The following is a 12422-nucleotide window of genomic DNA, read 5'->3' as shown; positions in this document are numbered from 1 at the left end:
GACGCAATGAGTTTCGAGCTCGAGCACGCAGGCGACATCGATTGGGGCGCTTTGCGCACCGAAGCCGAAGAAGCCATGAGAAGGGCGTACGTCCCTTACTCCCGGTTCCCCGTCGGGGCCGCGGCCCTCGCCACGGACGGCCGCGTCGTGTCTGGGTGCAACGTCGAGAACGCCAGCTACGGCCTCACGCTGTGCGCCGAGTGCTCGCTGGTCTCGATGCTGCACATGACAGGGGGCGGGCAGCTCGTCGCATTCACCTGCGTGAACGGCGACGGCGAGGTCATCATGCCATGTGGACGCTGCAGGCAGCTGCTGTATGAACACTCCGTGCCCGGCATGCTTCTGGAAACCGTCTCGGGCATCCGTTCCATCGACGAGGTGATCCCGGATGCCTTCGGTCGCCGGGATCTCGAGGAGTTCCATGCCTGAGGCATTCGACGCCGTCGACCTCATCAGAGCAAAGCGCGACCACGGCGAGCTCTCGACCGCGCAGATCGACTGGCTGATCGACGCGTACACGCGTGGCTACGTCGCCGACGAGCAGATGTCGGCGTGGGCCATGGCGGTGCTGTTGAACGGGATGTCGCGGCGCGAGATCAGGGATCTCACCCTCGCGATGATCTCCAGTGGAGAGCGGATGAGCTTCGCCGATCTCGGCAAGCCGACGGTCGACAAGCACTCGACGGGCGGGGTGGGCGACAAGATCACGCTGCCGCTCGTGCCGCTTGTCGCATCGTTCGGCGTCGCCGTCCCCCAGCTGTCTGGCCGCGGGCTGGGGCACACCGGTGGCACGCTCGACAAGCTGGAGAGCATCTCGGGCTGGCGGGCATCCCTCAGCAACGAGGAGCTTCTGGCGCAGTTGCGCGGTGTCGGCGGCGTGATCTGCGCGGCAGGTGCCGGACTCGCGCCGGCCGACAAGAAGCTGTACGCGCTGCGCGACATCACGGGAACGGTCGAGGCTATCCCGCTCATCGCATCGTCGATCATGAGCAAGAAGATCGCGGAGGGTACGGGCGCGCTCGTGCTCGACGTCAAGTTCGGCTCGGGTGCGTTCATGCGCGACCTCGACAGCGCACGCGAGCTGGCGCGCACCATGGTGGAGCTCGGGCAGGATGCCGGTGTCGCGACATCCGCGTTGCTGACCGATATGAATGCCCCGCTCGGCCGGGCCATCGGGAACGCCAACGAGGTGCGCGAGTCGGTGGACGTGCTCGCGGGCGGCGGCCCCGGCGACATCGTGGAGCTCACGCTCGCGCTCGCTCGCGAGATGCTGCGCCTGGCCGGTCAGCCAGACGCCGACGTCGAGGAGGCCCTCAAGTCCGGCAGGGCCATGGATTCGTGGCGTTCAATCATCCGGGCTCAGGACGGAGATCCGGATGCCCCGCTGCCGCGCGCGCGAGAGACCCACACGGTCACGGCGTCGCGCTCGGGAGTCGTGGCGCGGCAGGATGCCCTTGCGTTCGGCGTTGCCGCGTGGCGCCTCGGCGCTGGCCGTGCCAGGCAACAAGACCCGGTGCTGCACGCGGCAGGAATCGATCTGCACGCGCAGCTCGGCGACCGGGTGTCAGAGGGCGATCCGCTGTTCACGCTGTCGACGGATGACCCGGTGCGCTTCGAGCGCGCACTCGAGGCGCTCGAGGGCGCGTGGGACATCGCCGACTCGGCGCCTCCGCGAGGACCTCTCGTCGTCGAACGCATCGACTGACGGCTCGCCGCGCGCCCCGTCGCTTGTGATCATTGGCGCGTGCGACAGGTTCCGACCGGCGGCTGCGGCAGTGCGGGAGAGACCCGAGCACCATAACCTGGAGCAATGAGCGAAGCCCCTGTCCCCGCAGAGCATTCCGAGCCCACCAGCACCCCCCACTACGTCGTCGACGGCGTCGAGGTGGGCACACTGCCCAAGGTGTCGTTGCATGATCACCTCGACGGCGGGCTGCGTCCGCAGACCATCGTCGAGCTGGCCGACGAGATCGGACTGGACCTGCCGGAGACCGATCCGGATGCCCTCGGCGCGTGGTTCGCGAAGCAGTCGGACTCCGGGTCATTGGTCGAGTACCTGAAGACGTTCGACGTCACGACCGCTGTCATGCAGACCCGCGACGGCCTGGCCAGAGTGGCCAGGGAATTCGTGCTCGACCTCGCCGCCGACGGTGTCGTATACGGCGAGGTGCGCTGGGCGCCCGAGCAGCACGTGAGCCGCGGACTCAGCCTCGATCAGGCCGTCGAGGCCGTGCAGAGCGGGCTGGAGCAAGGCGTGGCCGACGTGCGCGCAGCGGGAGGAGGCATCCGGGTCGGACAGCTCGTCACTGCCATGCGTCACGCCGACCGCGCGCTCGAGATCGCGCAACTCGCGGTGCGACACAGGGATGCGGGCGTCGTCGGCTTCGACATCGCGGGTGCAGAGGCAGGGTTCCCCGCGGGCAACCACCGCGTCGCCTTCGACTACCTCGCCGAGCATTACTTTCCGACCACGGTGCACGCGGGGGAGGCGGACGGCCTCACGAGCATCCAGGGTGCGCTCATCGACGGCAGGGCCCTGCGGCTCGGTCACGGTGTGCGCCTCGCCGAAGACATCACCGTCGAGCGACAGGACGACGAGAACATCTACGTCTCGCTCGGCAGGCTCTCGCAGTGGGTGAAGGACAGGGAGATCGCGCTCGAGCTGAGCCCTTCGTCCAACCTTCAGACGGGCGCCATCGAGGCGTGGGGCGACGAGTTGGTCGACCACCCATTCGACCTGCTCTACCAGCTGGGTTTCCGCGTCACGGTGAACACCGACAACCGGCTGATGAGCCGCACATCGCTCAGCAGGGAGCTCGCCCTGCTCGCGGATGCCTTCGGCTACGACCTCGACGATCTCGAGACGTTCCAGCTCAACGCGGCGCGGTCGGCCTTCCTGCCGCTTGAAGACCGGGAAGACATCGCCGACGCGATCTCGGCGGGCTTCGACGCCGCCTGACGAGGCTTTGACAGGGGGGAGCGATACGCTTGTGATCATGTCGCTTCCGCCGCTGCCCGACTCTGCCATCGACCTCGGTGTGCACGCGTCGGATTGGCGCGCCGCGGTGCGGTTGGCCGGGAATGCACTGCGCCGATCGGGAGCGACACGTGACAGCTACACGGCACGCATGATCCAGGTGGTCGACGAATTCGGCGCATACATCGTGATCGCGCCCGGCCTCGCGCTGGCGCACGCTCGGCCGGGCCCCGATGTGCTGGCCGACGGCCTCTCGGTCGTCACGCTCGCAACACCCGTCACGTTCGGGCATCCGCACAATGATCCCGTCAGCGTCGTGGTCGGCCTGGCCGTGGCCACGTCGGATGCCCACGTGCACTCGGTCGCAGAACTCGCGAACGTCTTCAACGACCCGCAAGCCATACCTGCGTTGGCCGCTGCAACCACGGCGGACGACGTGTGGCGAGTGATCGGCGCCACAGACCTGCCCAACGACGTGTCGGCGGCCGCACGCTGAGGCGCGCGGCGGTCACGACTCGAGCAGCACCACTAATAGGCAACGAAGCATCAACGGCGCGGCCGCGCGCCGATACAACAGACGGCGGACGGAGGCACGAGTGAAGATCGTGGCGATCTGCGGTGCGGGTGTCGGAACATCCGCCATCCTCAAGGTGAACGCCGAACGCGCGTTGGAACGCCTGGGCATCTCGGCCGATGTGAGCGCGTCCGATGTCGCGAGCCTTGCCACGACGGGGGCGGATGCCCAGGTCATCCTGACGTCGCCGGAACTTGTCGAGCGCATCCCGCGCACCAACGCCGACATCGTCGTGGTCGACAACTACTTCGACGTCTCTGAGCTGGAGGAGAAGCTCGAGCAGGCTCTCGGCTGAGTTGGAGCGCCGCAGACGACCGCAAGGCGTCGCGGCCCGACACGTCCGGCCGGCGCTAATCCAGTTGGTCCCGGCGGCGTTGCAGGTGTGCGGTCTCCGCGGTATTGCCGGTCAGCCGAATCGCCCTGTCGTATGCCACTCGCGACTGCTCTGTGCTGCCGAGGCGGCGGAGCAGATCCGCCCGGGCGACGTGGTACGCGTGGTAGTCGCCGAGCCTGTCCTCGAGGTCGTCGATGGCTGCCAGTGCGACCTGGGGCCCGTCCAGCTCGGCGACGGCGATGGCGCGGTTGAGAGCGACGATGGGTGATGGGTCGACCCGCACGAGCTGGTCGTAGAGGGCCACGACCTGTGCCCAGTCGGTGTCGTGGATGCTCGCGGCAGACGTGTGCACCGCGTTGATCGCTGCGAGGATCTGGTAACGACCCGGCGGTGTCCCGGCCGCGGCTGCCGCGAGGCGCTGCCGTACCAGAGCGTGCCCTTCGGATATCAGGGTAGGGTCCCAGGTGCTCCGATCCTGCTCGGCGAGCGCGATCAGTTCGCCATCGGGCGACACGCGTGCCCTCCGACGCGCCTCGGTGAGGAGCATCAGCGCCAGAAGGCCGGTCACCTCGCCATCCTCTGGCAGGATGCCGTGCAGCAGACGGGCGAGCCGGATCGCCTCGGCAGTCAGGTCGCGTCGGATCGGATCCGTGTCGGCGCCCGTGGCCAGGTAGCCCTCGTTGAAGAGGAGATACAGAACGGCGAGGACGCCGGCGAGACGGGCAGGAAGATCCTCGGCGGTCGGCATCCGGTAGGGAATGCGGGCGGCTTTGATCTTGGCCTTCGCGCGTGTGATCCGCTGCCCGATCGCAGCCTCCCGGGCCAGGAAGGCACGGGAGATCTCGGGCACGGTGAGACCGACGACCATGCGGAGCGTCAGTGCCAGGCGGGCTTCCATAGCCAACGCCGGGTGACAGCACGTGAAGATCAGTCGCAGGCGGTCGTCATCGATGGCTCCGAGCGGTTCTGGCGGGTCGGCGTCGTGCACCAGCAGAGCCTCCCTGTGCTTGTCGTCGCGCTTGTTCTCGCGTCGGATCCTGTCGATGGCCTTCCGGTTGGCGGTGGTCGTCAGCCAGGCGCCCGGGTTCGGCGGTACGCCGTTGGCCGGCCAGCGCTCGACTGCCGTGGCGAACGCCTCGGCAGCGGCTTCTTCCGCGATGTCAAGGTCGCCGAAACGCTTCGTCAGGGAGGCGACCACTCGCATCCACTCGTCTCGGTGAGCTCGAGTGATCGCCTCCCGCACATCGCTCACAGGAACGGCCGCACCTCGAGCTTTCGAAAGCAGACCTTCGAGGCTTCGGTCGCGAGTCGCAGCGCCACGTCCAGATCGGGAACGTCCCAGACCCACACGCCGGCGAGGTACTCCTTCGACTCGACGAATGGTCCGTCGCTGAACACCGTCTCATCGCCCCGGTTGTCGATAACCGTTGCCGCGTCGGGGTCGGCGAGTCCACCGGCGAAGACCCAGTAACCCGCCGCGATCAGTTGTTTGTTGAACTCGCTGATCGCGGGCCGCCTCTCTGGATCGGGCGGGTTACTCTTCTCATCGATCACGGAAACCAGATACTGCATGTGACGATCATCTCCTTCGTGTCGAGGCCGCTGGGGCTCGGGTTTCAGTTGTCGTGGTCGGAGTATCGGGGCGGTGCATACTGCGCGGATCCCGCCGGTCGATAGACCTGCACCGTGACGCCCTTCGAGTCCGCGCGCGACTCGAGCAGTTCGAGCGCGCGGTCGGGGCCGGCATCCGGGAACAGCCGTGCTCCCTGTCCGAGGACAACGGGAATGACGATGAGCGTCAGCTCATCGACCAGGTCGCGCTCGAGCAACCACCTGACCAGGGTGCCGCTGCCGTGCACTTGCAGCTCGCCGCCGGGGCGAGCCTTCAACTCGGCAATGGTGGTGGCGAGGTCGCCAGACAGGACGGTCGTGCCCGACCAGGCAGTGTCGGTGAGCGTCGTCGACGCCACAAACTTCGGCCGCGAGTTCAGCGCGCGCATGACGGGCTCCCAGCCGGGCACATCCTGCTCGGTCAGCGATCCCCAGGAGCGGGCGAACAGGTCGTAGGTGCGCCGGCCGAACAGGTACGCGTCGGCGCGCTGGTATGCCTCGTTGATGAAGGCGACCGTTTCGTCGTCGCCCTTGCCCAGCGCCCAGCCGCCGCGGTCGAATCCGTTCCGGCGATCCTCGTCGGTCGCCCCGCCGTTTCCCTGCATCACGCCGTCGACCGTGATCTGCGTCATTGTGGTGAGCTTCATGTCGCGTTCCTCCGCATCAGTGCCGCCCGTTCTGGACGGTCTCACCACTGCTACGAACGCCGAGCCCCGGATCCGACACATCCGTCGGATTTCGCCGGCCTCCTATTCGATGGGAGCCTCGTCGACGAGCGCTCGGATCGCGTCGCGCAAGGCCGCCACGCGAGCCTGCGCTGCCGCGCGGCGACCCGCCACGTCAGTATCGGAATCGTCGAACGCGTCGATGTAGATCTTCAGCTTGGGCTCAGTACCGCTCGGGCGCACCATCACTCGGGATCCGTCGTCCAACAGGATGCGCAACACGTCGCTTGGCGGCAGCTCGCCCCAACCGTCGCGAAGGTCATCGATGCGGGAGACGTGCGCTTCGCCGAGCCGCACGGGCGGCTCCGCTCGCAAACCCGCCATGATTCCGCCGATTCGGCTCAGCTCCGTCACTCGGATGGAGATCTGATCAGACGCGTATGCGCCGAACCGTTGCGTGAATTCGTCTAACCGGTCGGCCACAGTCTTGCCTTCGGCGCGCAGCCGTACCGCAAGGGCGAGCGCGGCGGTTGCCGCCGAGATGCCGTCTTTGTCGCGCACGGTCTGCGGATTCACGAGGTAACCGAGCGCTTCCTCGTACCCGAACAGCAGGCCGGGGACGCGGCTCACCCACTTGAATCCGGTGAGCGTCTCCTCGAAACCGAGCCCGTAGGCATCCGCTACGGCAGCCAGGGCGGGCGAGGACACGATGGATGCCGCGAGCGCTCCGCTCGCACCGCGCTCGGCCGCCTGCTCGGCGGCGGTCCACCCGAGCAGAGTGCCCACTTCGTTGCCGCTCAGCCTTCGGTATCCCTGTTCGTCGGCTGCGTCCGGGATGCCGATGGCCAGCCGGTCCGCGTCCGGATCGTTCGCGATGACGAGGTCGGCGGCGCTCTCGCGGGCCAGCGCGAACGCGAGGTCGAGCGCGCCGGGCTCCTCCGGATTCGGGAAGGCGACCGTCGGGAAGTCGGGGTCCGGCTCGGCTTGCTCGGGCACGGTGATGGGCGTCGGCAGCCCTGCCGCCTCGAACACGGCTCGTGCGGTGTTCCAGCCCACCCCGTGCATGGCCGTGTACACGACACGCAGGCCGGATGCTTCGGCTGAAGGCTGGGCTGCGTGCCGTCCGGTCGGCTGCGGCTCACCCCCGTCACCGAGGCCCGCGCCGCCCGGCGCGGCGACGGCAGCGGTCGCTGCCACGTATGCGTCGACCAGCGACTCGTCTGCCATCTCGTAGGCATCCGAGCGCGGCAGCTCACTGATGCGACCTCTCGCGACACGGTCGATGTGCGCGGCGATCTCGGCGTCAGCGGGAGGAACGATCTGCGACCCGTGATCTTCGCCGCCCAGGTACACCTTGTAGCCGTTGTCGCGGGCCGGGTTGTGGCTTGCCGTCACCATGACCCCCGCGGACGCGTCGAGGTGTCGCACCGCGAACGCGAGCACGGGAGTCGGCAGCAGGCGCGGCAGCAGCACGGCGTGCACTCCCGCTCCCTCCATGAGTTCCGCGGTATCGCGGGCGAAGACATGCGAGTTCTTGCGGCCGTCGTAGCCGATGACGACGAGGGGCGTCGCGCGCGCCCCTCCAGCGGATGCCTGTTCCTTCAGATATGCGGCCAGCCCTGCGGCCGCCTGCGCCACGAGCACTCGATTCATGCGGTTGGGACCGGCGGCGATCTCGCCCCGGAGCCCGGCCGTGCCGAACGCCAGTCGCGTATCGAACCGTGCGTGCAGCTGATCCAGAGCCGCCTCAGAGCCGCCGGCGGCCTCATCGACCAGGGCCTGCAACTCGGCGCGGGTCTCGGCATCCGGATCGTCCGCGATCCACGCCTCAGCAGCCTCGACGACGTCGGATGCCACTGCCTCGTCCGCCGCGCCGGTCACAGTCGCTCCACAATCCGTGCGAGCAGGGCGCTGATCACCGGCTCGGCAGCCCGCCCAGCCTCGATGACCTCGCCATGGCTGAGCGGCTCGCCGGAGATGCCGGCCGCGAGATTCGTGATGAGCGACATTCCGAGCACCTCCATGCCAGACTGCCTGGCCGCGATGGCCTCGAGCGCCGTCGACATGCCGACGATGTGGCCGCCGATCGCCTTGGCCATCTGCACCTCGGCGGGCGTCTCGTAGTGCGGTCCGCGGAACTGCACGTAAACGCCCTCGTCGAGCGAGGCATCCACTTCGTGTGCCACCTCGCGCAGGCGCTTCGAGTACAGATCGGTCAGGTCGACGAAGGTCGCGCCCTCCAGGGGAGAGGAGGCGGTCAGGTTGATGTGGTCGCTGATCAGCACCGGGGTTCCCGGCCCCCACGACGGCTTGATGCCGCCTGCACCGTTGGTGAGGATCATGGTCGTCGCACCCGCGGCGGCAGCGGTGCGCACACCGTGCACGACGGAACGGACGCCGTGGTCCTCGTAGAAGTGCGTGCGTGCACCGAGAACCAGGGCGTGCTTGCCGCTCGGGAGCCGCACGGAGCGGAGGGTGCCCACGTGCCCGGGAACGGCGGGCGGCCGGAACCCGAGGATGTCCGCGGCCGGCACGGTCGCGACCGTCTCGCCGATCAGGTCGGCGGCCTTGCCCCAGCCGCTGCCGAGCGTGAGAGCGATGTCGTGATGCTCGACGCCCGTGCGCTCAGCCAGCTGCTGAGCCGCTATGCGCGCGATATCGAACGGATCAGCCGCGGGATCGTCGAAAGGATGAGCTGCGTCCTCGGATGCCATGTCGACCACTCTATGTTGGTCTCGCGCGCCGCTGCGTTGGTCTTGCGCGCCCCTCCCTGCGGGGCGCGCCGCGGTTGGCATACTGCGTGGTTGGGTCCGGCGCCGTCGAGGCCGCCGCCTCTTAGAGCGTCTCGCCTTCTCGGAGATTGGCTTGCCCCGGCCCCAGCGTTCCGCACGGTTCGGCATCCGCCGTTGGTGGCCCCTCCTGCAGGCCAAGGCGTAGCACCGCGGGAAAGTGGGCTCTCTGGGTCTGAGACAATGGGTGCCATGGCTTTCGAGTTCGAGCGTAAACAGAGCATCGCTGTACTCGGGGGCGGTCCCGGCGGGTATGAGGCGGCGCTCGCCGGCGCCCAGTTGGGGGCCGAGGTGACGCTCATCGAGCGCGCAGGCGTCGGCGGGGCGGCCGTCATGACCGACGTCGTGCCGTCGAAGACCCTGATCGCCACAGCGGATGCGACGCGCGCAATTCCGGATGCCGCCGACCTCGGCGTTCAGTTCTTCGGGCGCACAGAGGCGGGCAAGCCGATCCGCCCAGAGGTCGCCGTGAACCTCTCGGCCGTCAACAAGCGACTTCTCGGACTCGCGAGGCAGCAGTCCGAAGACATGCGCACCGAGCTGGTGCACTCCGGCGTGCGGATCATCACGGGAGAGGGCCGACTCGACGGGCCGGGTGCCGTGATCGTTTCGACCTCGAAGGACAACGGCACGGACTTCGACCGCGTAGAGGCCGACACGATGGTGATCGCGGTGGGAGCCAGGCCGCGTCTGCTGCCGTCCGCGATGCCCGACGGGGAGCGCATCCTCACCTGGACGCAGTTGTACGCACTCGACTCGGTGCCCGAGCACCTCATCGTCGTCGGCTCCGGAGTCACGGGTGCCGAATTCGCCAGCGCCTACACATACTTGGGCGCGAAGGTGACCCTCATCTCCAGCCGCGACCGGGTGCTGCCCGGTGAGGACGCCGACGCCGCTACCGTGCTCGAGGAGGTCTTCAGGCGCAACGGCATGACCGTGCTATCGAAGTCGCGAGCGGAATCCGTGGAGCGCACGGAGAACGGCGTCGTCGCAACACTCAGCGATGGACGCAAGGTCGAGGGCTCGCACTGCCTGCTGGCGGTTGGATCCATTCCGAACACGTCGGGCATCGGGCTCGAGGATGCCGGTGTGCAGCTCACGGAGAGCCACCACATCCGCGTCAATCGCGTGGCCCGTACCTCGATGCCCAACATCTACGCGGCCGGCGACTGCTCGAACGTGCTGCCGCTGGCATCCGTCGCCTCCATGCAGGGACGCACCGCTGTGTTCCACGCGCTCGGCGACTCGGTGACGCCGATCGAGCTGCGCAACGTGGCATCCAACATCTTCACCTCTCCGGAGATCGCGACCGTCGGCTGGAGCCAGCGGGAGATCGAGGAGGGCATCGCGCAGGGCGACATCTACAAGCTGGCGTTGAAGTCGAACCCTCGCGCCAAGATGCAGGGCATCAAAGACGGCTTCGTGAAGCTGTTCGCGCGCACCGGAAGCGGCACTGTGATCGGCGGCGTCATCGTGGCACCGCGTGCGAGCGAGCTCATCCTGCCGCTGGCGCTCGCCGTGGAGCACCGGCTCACGGTCGACCAGGTCGCCCGGGCGTTCTCGGTCTACCCGTCGCTGTCGAACTCCATCACCGACGCAGCGCGCGCAATGCACATCGTTCTGTAGCAGTCGATAGGGCCGTCGGCCGCGAGGATGCCTCGTGCGTCACGGCTGGACCACGTCTTCCGACTCGCCCTCGACGTTCGCGATCAGCTCCTGCGTGCGCTCGCTCGGGAGACGCGTCGCCATGGCGATGTAGTAGATCGCGACGGTCACGACCGCATTGAACAGGAACGCCCACCAGAACAGCACGGGATGATGCGCTGGATCGCACGTCCAGCTGATGAGAGCCATCGCAGCGAACCACGGCAGCACCCAGACTGCGCCTCGTCGGAAGTCGATGGGCGGTTGACCGCCCGTTCTTCGGCCGATCAGCTGGAACACGACGAGCAGCACGTAGCCGATCAGCACGCAGATGAACAGCTTGTAGTTCGTCTCCCAACCGCCCCAGTAGATGATGAGGTTCGCGGCGAAGAATGCCAGCAGCGGTATGGTGTCGCCGCCTGGCAGGCGAAACGGGCGTTCGAGGTGCGGCATCTCGCGTCGCATGGCGCCGACGACAAGCGGACCGACTCCGAAGCTGATCACCGTCGCGCTCGTGATGAATCCGACCAACTGCTGCCAACTGGGGAACGGCAGCAGCAGGATGAGGCCGACCACCCACGTGAGAACGAGACTGATCGCCGGCACGCCCCACCTGTTCGTCCTCGCAGCGGCCAAGGGAACGTCACGGTTTCGGCCTAGCGCGTAGGCCACGCGCGAGGCGATCGTCGTATAGACGAAAGCGGTGTCGGCGGGCGAAACGACCGCGTCGACGTACAGCAGGATGGCCAACCAGGTAAGTCCTCCGGCGGTCGCGATGGCCGCGAGCGGGCCGAAATCGTTCGTGAAGCTCAACCCAAGCCATCCGTGTGACTTGTCCAGCGTGCTTCCGGGAACTCCGAGCGTGAACGCGACCTGAAGCGCTGCGTAGATCAGAGAGCAGATCAGCACCGATCCGATGACCGCGAGGGGGATGTTCCGCTTCGGGTTGGTCGTCTCGCCGGCGAGCTCGATGCCTTGCCGGAATCCGAGGAACGAGAACGTGATGCCCGCCGTCGAGATGCACAGGAAGATCGCTGGGATGCCACCAGGCGTGAATCCGTGCGACGTGAAGTTGGCGGGCGTTCCCATGGTCGTGGTTGCGAGCGCTGTGACCAGGAAGACCACGATCACGAGCGCGATGACGATGAGCTTCCACCACACCAGCACGTTGTTGATCTGTGCGAACAGACGCACGCCGAACCAATTCAGCAGCACGAACACGGCAAGGAGAAGCGCGGCCGTGCCCATTCCTAGCGGAGTGAGTACGTGCACTTCGTCGTGGCCCTGACCGACAGCCGTGGTGAATCCGGCGAACTTCGTGGCGTAGGTGAGAGCACCTTCGACCTCAATCGCCGGCACCGAGACCGTGGAGAGCCAGGTGACGAAGCCGAGCGAGTAGCTCGCGAACGTGCCCCACGACAGGTGCGGATACCGCACCACCCCGCCGGAGATGGGGAACATCGGTCCGAGCTCCGCATAGGTGAGTGCGATGAGCATCACGAGGCCGCCGGCAATGAGCCAGGAGAAGATGGCGGCAGGACCCGCGATCTTCGATGCGTTGAATGCGCCGAACAGCCATCCGGATCCGATGATCGATCCGATCGCGGCGAACAGCAGGCCGACCGGGCCGATGTGCCGACGCAACCGGCGATCCGTCGACGCCTTCGACGGCGCCTCATGGGTTCGAGTTGTCACGCGCGCCCTCCCTCTCGTGAGCCGAGGGCGTCGTCACACCCCGGCATGTCATAGAAGAAGAGGGTGCTGTCCCCGTTGCAGTGCTGCAAGGGATTGCGACGGGCGTCGAGCGGCCGAACGTGGACGCTCTCGC

12 protein-coding genes are annotated in these 12422 nt (G+C 67.5%); 6 read left to right on the top strand and 6 right to left on the bottom strand.

Translation table 11 applies throughout. The annotated features are described in order from the left end of the window. The first annotated feature begins 6 nt into the window (after positions 1 to 6). The 5 genes from ACO2Q7_RS16585 to ACO2Q7_RS16565 all read left to right on the top strand — a co-directional run bounded on the left by ACO2Q7_RS16585 (position 7) and on the right by ACO2Q7_RS16565 (position 3846). The gene (locus ACO2Q7_RS16585; RefSeq protein WP_423356818.1) at positions 7 to 429 is read left to right on the top strand and encodes a cytidine deaminase; all 423 of its coding nucleotides are present in this window, start codon (positions 7 to 9) and stop codon (positions 427 to 429) included. Beyond that, a complete protein-coding gene (locus ACO2Q7_RS16580) occupies positions 422 to 1705 on the top strand; it encodes a thymidine phosphorylase (protein ID WP_423356817.1) in 1284 nt (427 codons plus the stop codon). The genes ACO2Q7_RS16585 and ACO2Q7_RS16580 overlap by 8 nt, the downstream gene beginning before the upstream one ends. A gap of 105 nt (positions 1706 to 1810) precedes the next feature. Further along, complete coding sequence (locus tag ACO2Q7_RS16575; RefSeq protein WP_423356816.1) at positions 1811 to 2959, top strand: adenosine deaminase; 1149 nt, start codon at positions 1811 to 1813, stop codon at positions 2957 to 2959. Between the two features lie 37 nt (positions 2960 to 2996). Then, complete coding sequence (locus ACO2Q7_RS16570) at positions 2997 to 3473, top strand: PTS sugar transporter subunit IIA (protein WP_423356815.1); 477 nt, start codon at positions 2997 to 2999, stop codon at positions 3471 to 3473. A gap of 100 nt (positions 3474 to 3573) precedes the next feature. Next, positions 3574 to 3846 carry a PTS sugar transporter subunit IIB gene (locus ACO2Q7_RS16565; protein ID WP_423356814.1) on the top strand — a complete coding sequence of 91 codons (273 nt, stop codon included), beginning with the start codon at positions 3574 to 3576 and terminating at the stop codon, positions 3844 to 3846. A 55-nt stretch (positions 3847 to 3901) separates the two neighbouring features. On the opposite strand, the gene ACO2Q7_RS16560 is transcribed toward ACO2Q7_RS16565, so the two are convergent. The 5 genes from ACO2Q7_RS16560 to ACO2Q7_RS16540 form a co-directional block, all read right to left on the bottom strand. After that, complete coding sequence (locus ACO2Q7_RS16560; RefSeq protein WP_423356813.1) at positions 3902 to 5137, bottom strand: RNA polymerase sigma factor; 1236 nt, start codon at positions 5135 to 5137, stop codon at positions 3902 to 3904. Beyond that, positions 5134 to 5457 (bottom strand): YciI family protein, encoded by a 324-nt coding sequence (locus ACO2Q7_RS16555; RefSeq protein WP_423356812.1) that lies wholly within the window; start codon positions 5455 to 5457, stop codon positions 5134 to 5136. Before ACO2Q7_RS16555 ends, ACO2Q7_RS16560 begins: the two co-directional genes overlap by 4 nt. Positions 5458 to 5501: 44 nt before the next feature. Next, on the bottom strand, positions 5502 to 6143 hold the full coding sequence (locus ACO2Q7_RS16550) for a dihydrofolate reductase family protein (protein ID WP_423356811.1): 642 nt from the start codon (positions 6141 to 6143) through the stop codon (positions 5502 to 5504). Positions 6144 to 6245: 102 nt separating this feature from the next. Continuing rightward, the gene (locus tag ACO2Q7_RS16545; protein ID WP_423356810.1) at positions 6246 to 8042 is read right to left on the bottom strand and encodes a phospho-sugar mutase; all 1797 of its coding nucleotides are present in this window, start codon (positions 8040 to 8042) and stop codon (positions 6246 to 6248) included. Next, complete coding sequence (locus ACO2Q7_RS16540) at positions 8039 to 8875, bottom strand: purine-nucleoside phosphorylase (protein ID WP_423356809.1); 837 nt, start codon at positions 8873 to 8875, stop codon at positions 8039 to 8041. Before ACO2Q7_RS16540 ends, ACO2Q7_RS16545 begins: the two co-directional genes overlap by 4 nt. 267 nt (positions 8876 to 9142) lie before the next feature. Between ACO2Q7_RS16540 and ACO2Q7_RS16535 the strand changes: the two genes are divergently transcribed. Further along, positions 9143 to 10576, top strand: a complete 1434-nt coding sequence (locus tag ACO2Q7_RS16535) for an NAD(P)H-quinone dehydrogenase (protein WP_423356808.1) — start codon at positions 9143 to 9145, stop codon at positions 10574 to 10576. 39 nt (positions 10577 to 10615) lie between these two features. On the opposite strand, the gene ACO2Q7_RS16530 is transcribed toward ACO2Q7_RS16535, so the two are convergent. Then, a complete protein-coding gene (locus ACO2Q7_RS16530; RefSeq protein WP_423356807.1) occupies positions 10616 to 12289 on the bottom strand; it encodes an APC family permease in 1674 nt (557 codons plus the stop codon). Positions 12290 to 12422: the final 133 nt, after the last annotated feature.

Origin of the sequence: Rathayibacter sp. KR2-224 (genome assembly GCF_049446075.1) — a bacterium.
Taxonomy (GTDB): Bacteria; Actinomycetota; Actinomycetes; order Actinomycetales; family Microbacteriaceae; genus Humibacter.
Note: the sequence above shows the minus strand (reverse complement) of the source record. Positions and strands in the feature narration are given on the sequence as shown.

Coding starts and splice junctions, on each gene's coding strand:
- ACO2Q7_RS16585 (WP_423356818.1), top strand. CDS start 7: ATGAGTTTCGAGCTCGAGCACGCAGGCGACATCGATTGGGGCGCTTTG.
- ACO2Q7_RS16580 (WP_423356817.1), top strand. CDS start 422: ATGCCTGAGGCATTCGACGCCGTCGACCTCATCAGAGCAAAGCGCGAC.
- ACO2Q7_RS16575 (WP_423356816.1), top strand. CDS start 1,811: ATGAGCGAAGCCCCTGTCCCCGCAGAGCATTCCGAGCCCACCAGCACC.
- ACO2Q7_RS16570 (WP_423356815.1), top strand. CDS start 2,997: ATGTCGCTTCCGCCGCTGCCCGACTCTGCCATCGACCTCGGTGTGCAC.
- ACO2Q7_RS16555 (WP_423356812.1), bottom strand. CDS start 5,457: ATGCAGTATCTGGTTTCCGTGATCGATGAGAAGAGTAACCCGCCCGAT.
- ACO2Q7_RS16550 (WP_423356811.1), bottom strand. CDS start 6,143: ATGAAGCTCACCACAATGACGCAGATCACGGTCGACGGCGTGATGCAG.
- ACO2Q7_RS16540 (WP_423356809.1), bottom strand. CDS start 8,875: ATGGCATCCGAGGACGCAGCTCATCCTTTCGACGATCCCGCGGCTGAT.
- ACO2Q7_RS16535 (WP_423356808.1), top strand. CDS start 9,143: ATGGCTTTCGAGTTCGAGCGTAAACAGAGCATCGCTGTACTCGGGGGC.